This window comes from Rhodococcus sp. PvR044 (assembly GCF_040548995.1).
Taxonomy (GTDB): Bacteria; Actinomycetota; Actinomycetes; order Mycobacteriales; family Mycobacteriaceae; genus Rhodococcus_G; species Rhodococcus_G oryzae.
The window spans coordinates 111,593-126,391 of the sequence record NZ_JBEPSX010000011.1 but is presented as its reverse complement, the minus strand read 5'-3'; the positions used below and the strand labels follow the sequence as shown (position 1 = coordinate 126,391).

At 69.5% G+C, this 14,799-nt stretch carries 14 protein-coding genes and 2 pseudogenes; 8 read left to right on the top strand and 8 right to left on the bottom strand.

Annotated features, from left to right (window positions below):
• Positions 1 to 2: 2 nt before the first annotated feature.
• Together ABIC28_RS22490 and ABIC28_RS22485 are read right to left on the bottom strand one after the other, a co-directional pair.
• Positions 3 to 947 carry an ABC transporter substrate-binding protein gene (locus tag ABIC28_RS22490; protein WP_179800656.1) on the bottom strand — a complete coding sequence of 315 codons (945 nt, stop codon included), beginning with the start codon at positions 945 to 947 and terminating at the stop codon, positions 3 to 5.
• A gap of 86 nt (positions 948 to 1,033) precedes the next feature.
• Positions 1,034 to 2,203, bottom strand: a complete 1,170-nt coding sequence (locus ABIC28_RS22485) for an isocitrate/isopropylmalate family dehydrogenase (RefSeq protein WP_354580963.1) — start codon at positions 2,201 to 2,203, stop codon at positions 1,034 to 1,036.
• A 19-nt stretch (positions 2,204 to 2,222) separates the two neighbouring features.
• On the opposite strand from ABIC28_RS22485, the gene ABIC28_RS22480 reads away from it, so the two are divergent.
• From ABIC28_RS22480 to ABIC28_RS22450, 7 genes and pseudogenes are all read left to right on the top strand, one after another.
• On the top strand, positions 2,223 to 2,735 hold the full coding sequence (locus ABIC28_RS22480; RefSeq protein WP_209926550.1) for a 2'-5' RNA ligase family protein: 513 nt from the start codon (positions 2,223 to 2,225) through the stop codon (positions 2,733 to 2,735).
• 121 nt (positions 2,736 to 2,856) lie between these two features.
• Positions 2,857 to 3,219: a thioredoxin gene (trxA, locus tag ABIC28_RS22475; RefSeq protein ID WP_077041823.1), complete on the top strand. Its 363-nt coding sequence runs from the start codon at positions 2,857 to 2,859 to the stop codon at positions 3,217 to 3,219.
• A gap of 157 nt (positions 3,220 to 3,376) precedes the next feature.
• A pseudogene (locus ABIC28_RS27280) lies at positions 3,377 to 3,753 on the top strand (SURF1 family cytochrome oxidase biogenesis protein); the annotation flags it as partial.
• Positions 3,639 to 4,280 carry a response regulator transcription factor gene (locus ABIC28_RS22465; protein WP_502945065.1) on the top strand — a complete coding sequence of 214 codons (642 nt, stop codon included), beginning with the start codon at positions 3,639 to 3,641 and terminating at the stop codon, positions 4,278 to 4,280. The pseudogene ABIC28_RS27280 and the gene ABIC28_RS22465, both read left to right, overlap by 115 nt.
• Complete coding sequence (locus ABIC28_RS22460; RefSeq protein ID WP_354580958.1) at positions 4,277 to 5,515, top strand: sensor histidine kinase; 1,239 nt, start codon at positions 4,277 to 4,279, stop codon at positions 5,513 to 5,515. The genes ABIC28_RS22465 and ABIC28_RS22460 overlap by 4 nt, the downstream gene beginning before the upstream one ends.
• An 80-nt stretch (positions 5,516 to 5,595) precedes the next feature.
• Positions 5,596 to 6,114 carry a DUF2231 domain-containing protein gene (locus tag ABIC28_RS22455; protein WP_354580956.1) on the top strand — a complete coding sequence of 173 codons (519 nt, stop codon included), beginning with the start codon at positions 5,596 to 5,598 and terminating at the stop codon, positions 6,112 to 6,114.
• Between the two features lie 155 nt (positions 6,115 to 6,269).
• Positions 6,270 to 6,393: pseudogene (locus tag ABIC28_RS22450) on the top strand (VIT1/CCC1 transporter family protein); the annotation flags it as partial.
• 82 nt (positions 6,394 to 6,475) lie between these two features.
• On the opposite strand, the gene ABIC28_RS22445 reads toward ABIC28_RS22450, so the two are convergent.
• Positions 6,476 to 7,249, bottom strand: coding sequence for a PIG-L family deacetylase (locus tag ABIC28_RS22445; RefSeq protein WP_097213224.1), 774 nt, complete (start codon positions 7,247 to 7,249; stop codon positions 6,476 to 6,478).
• Between the two features lie 60 nt (positions 7,250 to 7,309).
• Between ABIC28_RS22445 and ABIC28_RS22440 the strand changes: the two genes are divergently transcribed.
• Positions 7,310 to 7,744, top strand: a complete 435-nt coding sequence (locus ABIC28_RS22440; protein ID WP_097213223.1) for a protein-tyrosine phosphatase family protein — start codon at positions 7,310 to 7,312, stop codon at positions 7,742 to 7,744.
• A 28-nt stretch (positions 7,745 to 7,772) separates the two neighbouring features.
• Here ABIC28_RS22440 and ABIC28_RS22435 read toward each other — a convergent pair whose 3' ends face one another.
• The 5 genes from ABIC28_RS22435 to ABIC28_RS22415 all read right to left on the bottom strand — a co-directional run bounded on the left by ABIC28_RS22435 (position 7,773) and on the right by ABIC28_RS22415 (position 14,721).
• On the bottom strand, positions 7,773 to 8,966 hold the full coding sequence (locus ABIC28_RS22435) for an alpha/beta hydrolase family protein (protein WP_257017650.1): 1,194 nt from the start codon (positions 8,964 to 8,966) through the stop codon (positions 7,773 to 7,775).
• A 105-nt stretch (positions 8,967 to 9,071) separates the two neighbouring features.
• Positions 9,072 to 11,807: a DNA polymerase I gene (polA, locus tag ABIC28_RS22430; protein WP_097213222.1), complete on the bottom strand. Its 2,736-nt coding sequence runs from the start codon at positions 11,805 to 11,807 to the stop codon at positions 9,072 to 9,074.
• 52 nt (positions 11,808 to 11,859) lie between these two features.
• The gene (locus ABIC28_RS22425) at positions 11,860 to 12,639 is read right to left on the bottom strand and encodes an ABC transporter ATP-binding protein (RefSeq protein WP_097213221.1); all 780 of its coding nucleotides are present in this window, start codon (positions 12,637 to 12,639) and stop codon (positions 11,860 to 11,862) included.
• The gene (locus tag ABIC28_RS22420) at positions 12,626 to 13,558 is read right to left on the bottom strand and encodes an ABC transporter ATP-binding protein (protein ID WP_425467871.1); all 933 of its coding nucleotides are present in this window, start codon (positions 13,556 to 13,558) and stop codon (positions 12,626 to 12,628) included. Before ABIC28_RS22420 ends, ABIC28_RS22425 begins: the two co-directional genes overlap by 14 nt.
• A gap of 26 nt (positions 13,559 to 13,584) precedes the next feature.
• The gene (locus ABIC28_RS22415) at positions 13,585 to 14,721 is read right to left on the bottom strand and encodes a branched-chain amino acid ABC transporter permease (protein ID WP_373560279.1); all 1,137 of its coding nucleotides are present in this window, start codon (positions 14,719 to 14,721) and stop codon (positions 13,585 to 13,587) included.
• Positions 14,722 to 14,799 lie beyond the last annotated feature (78 nt).

Genomic DNA, 14,799 nt, shown 5'->3' with positions numbered 1-14,799 from the left:
GCTCAACCGGCCGCCCCGTTGATCTGCGACTGCGTGATCGTGCCCGATCCAACGCCCCAGTTGTCTGCGATCTGCTGATACTGACCGCCGTCGATGAGGTACTGCATGGCCCGCTGCAACACGGGTGCCAGGGGCGATCCCTTGACGAGCGGCCAACCGTACGGTGCCGAGTCGAACACCTCACCGGCTGCCTCCATCCGGCCACCGCTGCGCTTGATCGCGTATGCGGTCACCGGCGAGTCGGCGGAGAGGGCATCAACCCGGCCGAGGATCAACGCGTTCGCGACGTCGTCCTGGCTGTCGAACTTCACCTTCTTGATCGGCGGTCTACCCGCCGCCACGCAGGCCTCGCTCTTCGCGGGCACTTCGTCGATGTCCTCGGTGGTCGTGGTCTGCACGCCGACCCGGAGCCCGCACGCGTTGTTCGGGTCCACCGGCTCACCGGTCCGCTGCGCCCACTGGATGCCCGCGCGGTAGTAGGTGACGAAATCGACCGACTCCTCGCGCTCCTTCGAATCGGTGAACGAGGACATGCCCATCGTGTAGGTGCCTGCCTGCACGGCGGGGATGATCTTGTCGAAGTCCGCCTGCTTGTAGTCGACCGTGAGTCCGAGGACCTTGCCGACGGCGTTCAGCAGGTCCACGTCGAAGCCGACGATATTGCCCGCCTCGTCCTTGAACTCGTTGGGCGCGTAAGGGACATTCGTTCCGGCGATCAACCGACCGGACGCGGCGACCTCGCGCGGCAGGTCCGCGGCGATCTCGTCGACCCGATCTACGGGCACGTTGTCCGCGACCGGGATCAGTCCCTCGTTGTTGGTCACGCACGAGGACAGCACCAGCGCGAGGAGCGTTGCCCCGACGACCGCACCGACGCCCCTGGTGCGTCTCCATGCTCGGCGGCCTGCCCGAACGGGCGCCGCGGAACACGAGTTGGATCGAGGAATCACCAGGAAAGAGTACTGGGTCGGGGGCCAACCGGACGAAAGGTCTGGCCGCCGCCGTCACCCGACAGCGACACCGGCCGCCTCGATCAGCGCCGGACCACCCTGGCGGTCACGGTCTCGGCGAATTCCGCCGTCGACGCCAGCCCGCCGAGGTCGGCGGTCGCGACCCCGGCCTGGAGGGTGTTCGCCACCGCCGTCTGGATCCGCTCCGCCGCCCGACCGAGCGCGGGGTCACCGCCGCGGGTGCTCAACCAGTCGAAGAGCATCGCGGTCGAGAGGATCATCGCGGTCGGATTGGCGCGATTGCGGCCCGCGATGTCGGGGGCGGCCCCGTGTGCCGCCTGCGCCATCGCCTTGGTCTCGGACGCGTTGAGCGACGGCGCGGTGCCGAGCGAACCGGACAGCTCCCCTGCCAGATCCGAGAGGATGTCACCGAACATGTTCTCGGTGACCACCACATCGAAGTCCTCGCCCCGCCGCACCAGGTGTGCCGCCATCGCGTCGACGTGTTCGTTTCGCACCTCGACGCCCGGGTAGTGCGTCCCGATCTCGTGACACACATCGCGAAAGAGTCCGGTGGTCAGCGCGAGCACATTCGCCTTGTGCACCACCGTGACCCGGCCGCGGCGCCTGGAGGCGAGCTCGAAGGCGGCGCGGGCGATCCGTTCGGTGGCCCGCCTGGTGACCACCCCGACCGCCATCGCCACATCGGGTGTTGGCATGAACTCGCCACTGCCGGTGAACATGTTGCGGTCCGCGTAGAAGCCCTCGGTGTTCTCGCGGACGATCACCAGGTCCATCTCGGGCGACACCGCGCGCACCCCGGCAAAGGCACGTGCGGGCCTGACGTTGGCAAACAGGTCGAATCGCTTGCGGATGGTTCCGCCGGGGGTCAACTGACCTCGGAAGGGATCCGGATAGGAGGCGCTGTCGTGCGGGCCGAGCACCCAGCCGTCGAGGTCGGCGAGCGCAACCAGGGTCGACTCCGGCATCGGCGTCCCGTGCTCGCCGATTGCCTCGAGGCCGACATCCAGGGGTACCCAGGTCACCGGCGTGCCGCCCACGGCCGCGACGGCGGCGTCCGCGATCCGCCGAGCCGCGGGCACGATCTCGTGGCCGATCCCGTCTCCCACCAGCAGGCCCAAGCGGGTCGGCTCCGATGTCGCCTGCCGGGCCGGCTCCGATGTCGCCTGCCGGGCCGGCTCCGATGTCGCTTGCCGGGTCGGCTCCGATGTCGTTGCGCTCGTCGGGTTCACCCGACAATCATTGCTCACCATGGTGCAGTCCGTGGAGTTGTTGCTCGACGACCGCCTCGACGCCGCGGTGCGCCGGGAGTGGCGCCAGGTCTCCGGAACCGGGATCCGCGGTCAGGACGCGGTCCGGCAGGTCTCGAACCGCCCGCACATCACGCTCGCGGTGGCCCAGCACATCGACCCCGAGACCGACCTCGAGCTGCAGCGGGGACTGCTCGCCCCCGCCCTCCAGATCACCCTCGGCGGCCTGGTCGTGTTCGGCGGTCATCGAAAGACGCTGGCACACCTGGTCGTCCCGACCGCCGGTCTGCTGTCGCTGCAGCGGACCGTCTTCCGCCTGATGCACCACAGCGAGGGGATCCCCGCGCACACCCATCCCGGGGACTGGACGCCGCACGTCACGCTGGCCAGACGGGTGCTCCCCGAGCAGATCGGGTCCGCGATCTGCGCCGTCTCGGCCACCCACCTGACCGGACACGCGGTCTCGATCAGGCGGTGGGACGGCGAGGCCAAGCGGGAATGGCTGATCGCCTGAGGCGAGTTTCTCCCCACCCTCGCCGCAGGCGAGTTCTCCCACACCGACGCGCCCCGGGCGGGAAGAATCGGACACGCGGCCGCGTTGAACCCGGTCGATACGCATTGACGAGAGGATCCAGATGCCCACGCAGACCCTGACCCAGCAGAATTTCGACGAAGTCATCGGCGGGAACGATGTCGTCCTCGTCGACTTCTGGGCGTCGTGGTGCGGACCGTGCCGCAACTTCGCCCCGACCTTCGAGGCCTCCGCCGAGCAGCATCCCGACGTGGTGCACGCGAAGGTGGACACCGAGGCCGAGCAGGGACTCGCGGCCGCGGCCAACATCCGGTCGATCCCGACGATCATGGCCTTCCGTGAGGGCATCCTGGTCTTCTCGCAGCCCGGCGCACTCCCGCCCGCGGCGCTCGAGGATCTGGTGACCCAGGTCCAGGCCCTGGACATGGACAAGGTCCGCGAGCAGGTCGCGGCCGCTCAGGAGTGAGCACCCGCGGGCCCGTCTGAATTCACGGCTGACCGCCGCCTCGTAGACGTGCGGCACCTCGACGAGGATCGCGGCCAGGCGCGCCGCGGCCTCCTCGACGTCGGCATCGGAGAGCGCCGCCGGGTTCGCATTCTCGGGGGCCCGCCATCCCCGAGTCGGTCTCGGCACCACTCCACTGCCGCAGCTCGACGCAGGGCCGTATCTGTCGTACGGGTTACAGTGCTGGCGTTCGGCATCATGTCCCCGCTGGGTCTGGCGTACTTCGTCCGCGCTGAACTCCGCGAGCGCCGCAAGGCCAAGGCGACCGCGGACGCGCCGGCGGCATCGGAACCGGGCGCCGTCGTCCCACCCACCGTGCGACGAACCTCGCAAGTTGGTGGCACCCTCGAACCATGCCCGAACCCAACCCGCCGACGGTCTTGCTCGTCGAGGACGACGTCCGCCTCGCCGACCTCCTCTGCGACCTGCTCGCCGAGGAGGGTTACGTCGTCGAGGTCGCGACCGACGGGCAGCGCGGCCTGCACCTGGGGCTGACGCGGCGGTACGACCTGATCGTTCTCGACCGCGGACTGCCCGTACTCGACGGCGTGGAGGTGCTGCGCGGGCTGCGCCGACACGCCGTCGCCACGCCCACCCTTGTGCTGACCGCGCGCGGCACCGTCGAGGACCGGGTGGAAGGCCTCGATGCCGGCGCGGAGGACTATCTGATCAAACCCTTCGAGGTGCCCGAACTGCTGGCCCGTCTGCGGGCGCTTCGCAGGCGCCCCCGAGACCGCGCGGAACTGCTCCCGGTGGGCGAGCGCCGGCTCGACCTGGCGAGTCGGATGGTGATCGGTGGCGACACCGCAGTCGAACTGTCCGTCAGCGAGTGTGCGCTGCTCACCGTCCTTGCTGCGGCACCGAGCCAGGTCTTCACCCGGGCGCAACTTCTCGACGCGGCGTTCGACGGCGCCGACGAGCCGGGCACCGTCGACACGTACGTGCACTACTTGCGACGCAAACTCGGGCGCGACGTCGTGCAGACCGTTCGCGGTGTCGGATACCGGCTCGGTGCCCGATGAGGCGGCGGCCGACCGTCGCGACCCGTCCGGCCGCCGTCATCGGCGACGAGCAGTTGCTGCGCCGCGCCGGACGTCTCGTGGCACTGCAGGCCGCGGCGGCTCTCGCACTGGTGCTGCTGGTGGTGGGCCTCGCAATGTATCTCGTCGACGCCCGCTTCCAGTCGCGGCAGATCGACACGCAGCTGCGGTCCGTGGTCGAGGCCACCGAGGACGTCGACGATCCCCCACCCGGCACGGCACTCGCATTGCGTGGACCCGACGGTATGACACAGGTGAGCGCCGACGCACCACCCCAGATCGCGGGTCTACTCGACGGACCCGCCGGCTTCTCCGACCTGCGTGCGGGTGAGCGGCATTACCGCGCACTGGTCGGCGACAACACCCACGGCCGGGTCGCCGCCGCCCTCGACCTCGAGCCGTTCGAAGCGGGGCGGCATCGGTTGCTCGCGGCCCTTGTCCTCGCCGAGATCACAGGTATTGCCGCTTCCTCGGTCGTGGTGGTCCTCCTGTCCCGCAGATCGATTCGGCCATTGACCCTGGCGCTGTCGCTGCAGCGACGCTTCGTCGCCGATGCGTCGCATGAGCTGCGTGCCCCGCTCACGGTGCTGCACACCCGCGCGCAGCTGCTCGCCCGCCGCGTCGGACAGCTCGAGCCCGAGGAGGTATCCCGCCAGCTCGACGGAATCGTCGCCGACACCCGCGCGCTCGGTGAGCTGGTGGAGGACCTGCTGCTCTCGGCGGCCCTCGAGACCGGACCCGACACCCGGGAGCCTGTCGACGTCGCCGCGCTGTGCGAGCAGGTCCGCGACAGCGTCGAGGCGCACGCGCGGTCGCTGGGAGTCGACGTCGACGTCGACGTCGACGTCGAGCACGGCGACGCGCCCTGCATCGTGAGCGGGTCTCGTCCGGCCCTGCGGCGCGCGGTGCACGGACTTGTCGACAACGCCGTCACCCACGTGCGCCCCGGCGGACGGGTCACGCTCCATGTCGACGGCGACACCGACCTGGTGCGAATTGCGGTGACCGACACGGGTACCGGCATCGAACCGCGGCAGCTGGACCGGCTGTTCACCCGCTTCGCACACGGCCCCGAGCAGCCTGCCGGCGGCCGGCGGTACGGTATCGGGCTCGCGCTCGTCCGTGAGATCGCGACTGCCCACGACGGCGAGATACTCGTCGATCCACGGAACGGTCGCGGGGCCACCTTCACGCTCGTCCTGCCGAGGCACCCCTAGGACACTCCCAGAAGGCTCCAAGAATTCGCGCCTACCGTGGCAGCCGGTACATCGGACACACCCGGCGGAGGCGAGTGATCATGGGGCCCACAACGTTCAACGGTCTACCCATCCACCCATTGCTCGTGCACTTCGTGGCGGTCCTGGTGCCGATCTCGGCACTACTCCTGTTGCTGGCCGTCTGCTGGCCCTCGACGCGACGGCGGATCGGCATCGTCTCCCCGCTGGTCGCCCTGGTCACGCTCATTCTCGTACCCCTCACGACGCACGCCGGTGAATGGCTCGAGCATCGCACCCCGCGCGATCCCCTCGTGCAGATCCACGCCGAGTTGGGGGACCAGTTGATCTACTGGTCGGCCGGCGTTTTCCTCGTCGCACTCGGATGGTGGGCGATCCACCACCCGCGATTCCAGGCGTGGCGGGCCGGACGCGGCGGGCCGACGGGCGGCACTGCGACACGCATCGTCGCCACCGGACTTGCCGTCGTCGCGGTGGCGCTGGCGGTCGGATCGATGGTGCAGGTCTACCGGATCGGAGAGAGCGGTGCGGCAGCAGTCTGGGGCGACTCGACCGCCGCCGATTCCCCGGTCGCGCAGTGACGCCGGACCACTTCGGGCAGCCGTGCACAGATGGTGACGCGGTGCCGTCGGCAACACGATTCGCGCCGTGAACTCGAACAGGAGTCCTCGAATGCTGTCGAGCAGGCCGGAACCCATGCCGTAAAGCCGCACACCGCTGGGTTGTCGTCACCATTCCTGACGCCGAACTCGACGAACTGGCGTCCCTGTGCGAAGGCGAATGGTCTGTCCCCCGCCACCGCGCGCACCGTCGCCGAAGAGTTGACCGCGCACGAGTCGTTCGCGGCGCACGCGGACCTCGTGACCCAGGTCCAGGCGCTGGACATGGACAAGGTCCGCGAGCAGGTCGCGGCCGCTCAGGAGTGAGCGCCCGCGGGCCGCGTCAGAGCGGTAGCGCCGTCTCCGCCAGACCGGCGGGGGCACCCCGGCGCCGGAACCACTCCTGACCGAACGCGGCCCGCAGCTGCTCCTCCGGCATCTGCAGGAACGGCCCGAAGTCGCCGACCTGCGTGGCGTGCGCGTGCATCGCGGCCCGCTTGGCACCCATCGCCGCGGTCACGTCGACCACGGTGGTGATGTCCTCCTCCGACAGACCGAAGGTGTCGAGGTTAGGGGGCTGGGCGTCCTCCGACCACTCCGGATTGGCCGCCATCAGCCTGCGGATGTGATCACGGCTGACCGCCGCCTCGTAGACGTGCGGCACGCCCGCGATCTCCGCCGCGCGCACGCCCACATGGTGCACCTGCACATGGTCCGGGTGCCCGTAGCCGCCGTTGGGGTCGTACACGGTGACCACGTCCGCGGACTCCTCGACGAGGATCGCGGCCAGGCGCGCCGCGGCCTCCTCGACATCGGCGTTGCAGAACGCCGCCGGGTTCGCGTTCTCTGGTGTGCCCGCCATCCCCGAGTCCGCGTAGTGCAGCAGCTCCACTCGATGCGCTCCGAGCACGCTGGTGGACTCCTCCAGCTCCCGGCGCCTGCGATCGGCGAGCGACTCCCCCTCCGCGAGCAGACCCTCCGGGACCTCGCCGAGGGCGCCGTCGGTCGCGGTGACGACGACGACGCGATGGCCGGCGTCGGCGGCCTGACGCATGACACCGCCGGTGATGAACACCTCGTCGTCGGGGTGGGCGTGGAAGCAGACCAGAACGCTCATGCCGCAATGCTTCCACAGCATCACCCCACGACCCCGAGTGACCCGAGTAACTTGCCGACCATGGACCGGCCATGGGACACAGCGGAATCGGGAGTGCTGCGGCTTCCGTCGACACGGCTCGTGCGGGGACGCGCGCTGAGAAAGCCACTGCCGGACGGCGCTCGTCCCGAGTTCGGCCTCTACCTGCTCGGCAGTCCCCCGCCCGCCCACGAATGGGAATCGCGCTGGGTCCGGTGGCCGGATTTCCGGCTTCCGAGCGATCGGACAGACGCCCGAGACGCCCTGCGCGAAGCGTGGGAGCGCGCCCGCACGCAGCGGGTGGAGGTCGCGTGCGGCGGCGGCAGGGGCCGCACCGGCACCGCGCTGGCCTGCATCGCCGTGCTCGACGGGGTCCCCGCCGATGACGCGGTCGCCTTCGTGCGTGAACATTTCGATTCCCATGCGGTGGAGACGCCCTGGCAGCGGCGCTACGTCTCCCGCTTCGCCGCCGCGTGACCGGTCGACCAACAGGGTGGCGACCCGGTCACGGGTTGTTGAACCTGACCTCCGGGTAGGCCGGGCTCGGTCCGTCGAGGATCGGCTGCGGGACGCCCCGCAGGTGCTGGTCAAAGAAGGCGCCGACATACACACGGGTGAGGTCGACCGATCGACCCCCCGGCAGTGCGGCCCCGATCGGCGAGGCGGCCCCGACCGGCATCCCCAACCGCTCGGCGAGGGCGGGGATGTCGGTGAACGAGGCGTGGCCCGCGCCGGCCACGGTCAACCATCGCTTCCACCCAACGAGGCGGCTCCACGCCGCGTCCCACGACACGTCCCGGCCGCCGGGGCGGTGGACCTCGTCGTCGGTGCCCATCATCAGGAACGGCCGGTCCTTCACCCCGTCCGGCTGCATCGAGATATGGAAGGAGCCGTCCATGTTGACGCCAGCGCGAACGCGATCGTCCGACGCCATCGTCTCCGCTGTGCTGGCGCCGCCGATCGAGTGGCCTGCCATGCCGATGCGCTCCCTGTCGATCAGGCGCGAATGCGGCCAGGCCGAATCGGGTGCGGTGAGCCGGTCCAGGAGAAACGACACGTCCGCGGCCCTTGTCGCGGTGACGACGCCGAGGGTCCCCTCATCCTCGGTCCGTCCGCAGGCGAGGCAGGTGGACATCCGCCCGCCTGGGAACTCGGTCCCGAACGACTCGTTCGCATGGTCGACGGCGGCCACGACGTAGCCACGGGCGGCCAGCTCCTCGGCCAGGGCGGTGAGCGTGTAGCGGGAGGCGGTGAAGCCCGGCGACAGCACCACCATCGGGTACGAGCCCTCCACCGGCACAGCGTCGACGACGCTGTGGGTGCCGGTGGCGCTGAGTACCTCGGCGGGCACCAGGCCCGCCAACTCCTGCCCCTCGAGCAGCAGCCTGATCTCCTCGGTCGTGGCGTACCGAGCCCGCGCGCCTGCCCCGGGGTGGGCCGGGTAGTACATGCTGACCATCAGCTCGCGCCGGTCCGATGTGACCCAGGGGTCGGGGCGGGACTCGTCGACCAGGTGCAGGGTGTTGCGCCCGACCGCGAACGCACCTGTGGGAGAGGGCAGTTGGAAGACCGTGCCGATGGCCGACGAACCCGCGTCGGCCGCCGCGACCGGAGACGCAGCGCCGACGGCGGCCGTGGTGAGCGGAAGCGCGAGCGCGAGGACCACGGCGGGAACGATTCGGGAGGAGATTTTGATCACCCGCCCCACGCTAGGGACGGGGCGACCGTGAGGCATCGCCCCACGGTCGCCCATTCCCGACGGCCGAATCCAACCACGGGCTGATGCGCCCCCGCCGTCGCCCGACTAGTGCGCTGCCGCGTCCCAGCTGCGACCGGTGCCCACCGAGACCTCCAGTGGGACAGAGAGTTCGATGGCGCCCGCCATCTTCTCCCGGACCAGCGCCTCGACCTGCTCGCGCTCGGACTCGACCACCTCGAGCACCAGTTCGTCGTGGACCTGCAGCAGCATCCGTGAGCGCAGCCCCGACTCGGCGAGAGCCTTCTGCACGTCGATCATCGCGACCTTGATGATGTCGGCGGCGGTGCCCTGGATCGGAGCGTTGAGCGCGGCCCGCTCCGCCACCTCGCGACGCTGACGGTTGTCGCTGTTCAGGTCCGGCAGGTAGCGGCGCCTCCCGAACAGGGTGGAGGTGTAGCCGTCCTTGCGGGCCTGCTCGACGACCTCGCGCAGGTAGTCGCGGACCCCGCCGAACCGGGCGAAGTAGGCGTCCATCTGCCCCTTCGCCTCCTCCGTGGAGATCTTCAGCTGCGATGCGAGGCCGAACGCGCTCAGGCCGTACGCCAGCCCGTAGGACATCGCCTTCACCCGGCGACGCAGCTCGGGCGTGACCTCCTCGATCGGGACCCCGAACGCCCGCGAACCCACGAAGCTGTGCAGGTCCTCGCCGGTGTTGAACGCCTCGATCAGGCCCTCGTCCCCGGACAGATGCGCCATGATCCGCATCTCGATCTGGCTGTAGTCGGCGGTCAGCAGGTAGTCGTAGCCCTCCCCGACGACGAAGCCGTCCCGGATCTCGCGGCCGGCGTCGGTGCGCACGGGGATGTTCTGCAGGTTGGGCTCGGTGGACGAGAGCCGGCCGGTGGCGGCCACCGTCTGGTTGAAGGTGGTGTGGATCCGGGCGTCCTCCGCGACGGACTTGAGCAGCCCGTCGACGGTCACCTTGAGCCGGGTGGCGTCGCGGTGCGCGAGCAGGTGCTCGAGGAAGGGGTGCTCGGTCTTCTCGAACAGCGCCTCGAGCGCGGCCGCGTCGGTGGTGTACCCGGTCTTGGTCTTCTTCGTCTTCGGCATGTCGAGGTCCTCGAACAACACCACCTGCAGCTGCTTCGGTGAGCCCAGGTTGATCTGCTTGCCGATCACCTCGTATGCCGCGTTGGCGGCCACGTTGATGGCGTCGGCGAAGCGACTCTGCAGGTCGTGCAGGTGCGCGGTGTCGACGGCGATGCCGGTGTACTCGATGTCTGCGAGCACGCCGAGCAGCGGCAGTTCCATCTCCGTGAGCAGCCCGGCCGACTCGATGTCTGCGAGCTCGGTGTCCAGCGCGGCGGCCAGATCCACCACCGCCCTCGCCCGCAGGATCTCGCTCTCGGCGACGGCCGCGTCGGCCTGGTCTTCCTCGTCGAGCAGCGAGAGCTGTGCCTCGCCCGACTCCTCGACCCGCAGCTCGCGCTTGAGGTACCGCAGCGACAGATCGTCGAGGTTGAAGCTGCGCTGCCCCGGCCGGACCAGGTACGCCGCGAGCGCGGTGTCGCTGGTCAGCCCGCCCAGCACCCAGCCGCGACCACGGAGGGCGTGCATCGCCACCTTGGCCTCGTGCAGCGCCTTCGGCTCGCTCGCGTCGGAAAGCCAAGCGCCGAGAGCCTTCTCGTCCTCGGGGCTCGCGGTGGCGGTGACGATGTACGCGCCCTCGCCGTCCGAGGCCGCGATCGCGATCGCGCTGGCGTCGCCACCGTACGGCTGCTTCGAGCCGACCACCGACAGCCCGTGCCGCTGCCCGGTGCGGGCGTGCTCGGCCAGCCAGTCCGCCACCTCGCCCGGCGCCAGCGCGCCGCCGCGCACCTCGAAGCCCTCCTCTGCCTCGGGTTCGGCGGAGGAGAGGGTGTCGAACAACCGGTCCCGCAGCACCCGGAACTCGAGATCGTCGAACAGCATGTGGATCCGATCCCGATCCCACGGCGCCAGCACCAGCTGGTCCGGGGTGTAGGGCAGCGGCACGTCGCGGACCATCTCGGTGAGGCGGCGGTTGAGGATCACGCTGTTCAGGTTCTCGCGCAGCGAGTCGCCGACCTTGCCCTTGACCTTGTCCACGTGCAGCACCAGCTCGTCGAACGAGCCGTACTCGCGGATCCACTTCGCCGCGGTCTTCTCGCCGACGCCGGGGATGCCGGGCAGGTTGTCGCTCGGATCGCCGCGCAGGGCGGCGTAGTCCGGGTACTGGCTCGGGGTCAGGCCGTACTTGGCCTCGACCTCCTCGGGCGTGAACCGGGTGAGCTCGGAGACGCCCTTCTTCGGGTAGAGAACGGTGACGTCCGGCGTGACCAGCTGCAGGGCGTCCCGGTCGCCGGTGCACACCAGCACCCGGTAACCCAGCTCGGTGGCCTGGGTGGTGAGGGTGGCGATGATGTCGTCGGCCTCGAAACCGGCCTCGGCCATCACCGGGATGCCCAGCGCGCCGAGCACGTCCTTGGTGATCTCCACCTGTCCCTTGAACTCGTCCGGGGTCTTGCTGCGGTTCGCCTTGTATTCCGGGAAGGCCTCCGCGCGGAAGGTCTGCCGGGAGACGTCGAACGCGGCAGCCACGTGCGTCGGCTGCTCGTCGCGCAGCAGGTTGATCAGCATCGAGGTGAACCCGTACACCGCGTTGGTGGTCTGTCCGCTGTGCGTCTTGAAGTTCTCGGCGGGCAGCGCGAAGAACGCCCGATAGGCCAGGGAATGGCCGTCGAGCAGCAACAACGTCGGCTTGTCGGCGGTTGCGGCGCCGTCGGGACGGGCGGAGGACCGTTGATCGGTTGCTGGGCTCACCGCACTGAGTCTAGGGACGTGGACCGACACCCGAGAACCACCCCGACCACCGCTACCCCACCCCGAGGTAGGCGCGCTTGATCGCCGGATCGGCGAGCAGCTCCTTGCCGGTCCCGGTCTTGGTCACCGCGCCGGTCTCCAGGATGTAGGCCCGATCGGTCCGGGTGAGCGCCTGCTGCGCGTTCTGCTCGACCAGCAGGATGGTGGTGCCCTGCGCGTTGATCTCCGCGATGATCCGGAAGATCTGCTGGATCACCATGGGCGCCAATCCCATCGACGGCTCGTCCAGCATCAGCAGGCGCGGCCGCGACATGAGCGAGCGGCCGATGGCCAGCATCTGCTGCTCGCCGCCGGACATGGTCCCGCCGACCTGGGTGCGGCGCTCCTGCAGCCGGGGAAACAGCTCGAACACCCACTCCAGGCGCTCGGTATACGCGGCCTTCGTCTCGAATTTGCGTGCATAACAACCCATGTCGAGGTTCTCCTGCACGGTCATCCCGGGAAACACGCCGCGCCCCTCTGGCGCCTGCACCATCCCCATCTTCACCCGCTCGTGCGCCTTCACATGGGTGATGTCCCGGCCGTCGAACACGATGCGGCCGTGGGTGAGCGGCAGCAGCCCGGACAATGCCCGCATGGTGGTGGACTTACCAGCCCCGTTCGCGCCGAGCAGGGTCACCAACTCGCCGCGGTCGACATGCAGCGAGACCCCGTGCAGCGCCTGGATGCGCCCGTAGCTCACCGCGACGTCGGTCACCTCCAGCAGCGGCCCCTCGGCGGTCGCGACCGAACCGGCCTGGCCGGCCTCGTCGGTCTTCCTATGCGATGGCATCGTCGGGCACCCCCAGGTAGGCAGCGATCACGGCCGGGTTCTCGCGGATCGCGGCGGGCAGGTCGTCGGCGATCTTCTTGCCGAACTCGAGGACCACGATGCGATCGGTCACACCCATCACCAGGCGCATGTCGTGCTCGATCAGCAGCACCGTGAAGCCGTCGTCCCTGATCTTGCGGATCAGGTCCATCAGGGCGGACTTCTCGCTCGGGTTGAAACCGGCGGCGGGCTCGTCGAGGCACAACAGCTTGGGCTCGGTGGCAAGCGCCCTGGCGATCTCCAGTCGCCGCTGGTCGCCGTACGAGAGGTTCTTCGCCTTTTCGACCGCGCGGGGCGCGATGCCGACGAACTCCAGCAGCGCCATCCCGCGGGCAACGGCGTCGCGTTCCTCGCGGCGATGACGGCGGGTCCGGAAGATCGCGCCTGGGACCGAGGTCCGGTGCCGGGCATCGGTGCCGACCACCACGTTCTCCAGCGCGGTCATCTCGCCGAAGAGCCGGATGTTCTGGAAGGTTCGGGCGATGCCGAGCCGCGTGATCTCGTTGCGCTTCGTCTTGGCCAGCGGCTCACCGTCGAACATCACCCGCCCGGCCGACGGCTTGTATACCCCGGTGATGGCGTTGAAACAGGTGGTCTTGCCCGCGCCGTTGGGCCCGATCAGGCCGAGGATCTCGCCGCGCCGGATCTCGAAGGACACGTCGTCGAGCGCGACGAGCCCGCCGAAACGCACGGTCAGGCCCTCGGTCTTCAGCAGCGCCTGACCCTCGGCGGTCTCGATCTCCCGCTGCGGGGCCACCGCCTCGGCGACCGCCTCGGGGTCGACGAGCGCCGGGTCGATGGCCGCGACGTCCACCACACCCGCGGTCGGCACATCCACCTCGGGCGCGAGGTTCGCAGCCATGTCCTCGTTGTCGAACATCGCGTCGCCCGCTCCAGGTCCCGCCGTCATCCGCCGACCTCCGTCGTTGCTCCGCTCGGCGCCGGACCAGTGCCCGGCGCGTCGCTGGGTCTACGTACAGCCTGGTAGATCTGCCTGCCGTAGGCCAGCAGTTTCTGCCGCGCCGGGAAGAGCCCCTGCGGGCGGAAGATCATCAGCACCACCAGCGCCAGGCCGAAGAACAGGTACTTGTAGTCGCCGAGCGACTGCCCGCCGATCTCGATCGACATCGCCCGGTTGGGCAGGTACACGATGATGAACGCGCCGACGATGACGCCGAGCTTGTTGCCCTGACCGCCGATGACCACCGCACACAGGAAGAGCATCGAGTTGATGACGTTGAACCCTGTCGGGTTGATGAACTGCACCTGCCCGGCGTAGAGCGCGCCGGACAGGCCACCGATCGAGGCGCCGATCGTGAACGCCCATAGCTTGAACTTGAAGGTCGGCACGCCCATGATCTCGGCGGCGTCCTCGTCCTCCCGGATCGCGACCCAGGCACGGCCGACCCGGCTGCGCTCGAGGTTGCCGACCAGCAGCAGCGCGATGATCACCATCACCATCCCGACCCAGAACCACCACACACCGGAGTTCAGGTTGCCGCCGGTGTTGCCCGCCGAGAACACCCCGTACGGCTTGTCCTCGGTCTCGCCGAGGTGCGGGTACGCGATCTGGGAGAGCCCCTGACCGCCGTTGGTGACGTCGGTGAGGTTGTCGGCCAGCAGCCGGACGATCTCGCCGAAGCCGAGGGTCACGATGGCCAGGTAGTCGCCCCGAAGCCGCAGCGTCGGGGTGCCGAGTATCAGCCCGGTGAACGCGGTGATGGCCACCGCGATCGGCAGACAGGACAGCCACGCCCAGTCCTCCGAGAAGAATCCGCTCTCGGTCATCTTGTTCCACGGGCTGTTCGGGCTGGTGAGCAGCGCGACGGTGTACGCGCCGACGGCGTAGAAGCCGACGTAGCCGAGGTCGAGGAGGCCGGCCTGGCCGACGACCACGTTGAGGCCGATGGCGATGAGCGCGTACATCGCGAACTGGGCCATCACCCCGCCGAAGTCGGTGCCCGGCGTATCCAGGATCGGCGGCCGCCAGACCGGCAGGATCGCGATCAGGGCGATCACCGGGACCCCGAAGAGCCACTGCATCGGCCGGGCCAGGCCGTTCCACCAGCTCCGGATTGCGTCGCCGACACCGTGTTTGTCGGGCTGGGGACCCCGGAGCAG

Excerpts from the sequence above, each read along its gene's own strand:
- ABIC28_RS22445 (WP_097213224.1), bottom strand. The coding sequence starts at position 7,249 with ATGAGCGTTCTGGTCTGCTTCCACGCCCACCCCGACGACGAGGTGTTC.
- ABIC28_RS22460 (WP_354580958.1), top strand. The coding sequence starts at position 4,277 with ATGAGGCGGCGGCCGACCGTCGCGACCCGTCCGGCCGCCGTCATCGGC.
- ABIC28_RS22440 (WP_097213223.1), top strand. The coding sequence starts at position 7,310 with ATGGACCGGCCATGGGACACAGCGGAATCGGGAGTGCTGCGGCTTCCG.
- ABIC28_RS22420 (WP_425467871.1), bottom strand. The coding sequence starts at position 13,558 with ATGTTCGACAACGAGGACATGGCTGCGAACCTCGCGCCCGAGGTGGAT.
- ABIC28_RS22455 (WP_354580956.1), top strand. The coding sequence starts at position 5,596 with ATGGGGCCCACAACGTTCAACGGTCTACCCATCCACCCATTGCTCGTG.
- ABIC28_RS22480 (WP_209926550.1), top strand. The coding sequence starts at position 2,223 with ATGGTGCAGTCCGTGGAGTTGTTGCTCGACGACCGCCTCGACGCCGCG.
- ABIC28_RS22425 (WP_097213221.1), bottom strand. The coding sequence starts at position 12,639 with ATGCCATCGCATAGGAAGACCGACGAGGCCGGCCAGGCCGGTTCGGTC.
- trxA (WP_077041823.1), top strand. The coding sequence starts at position 2,857 with ATGCCCACGCAGACCCTGACCCAGCAGAATTTCGACGAAGTCATCGGC.
- ABIC28_RS22415 (WP_373560279.1), bottom strand. The coding sequence starts at position 14,721 with ATGCAGTGGCTCTTCGGGGTCCCGGTGATCGCCCTGATCGCGATCCTG.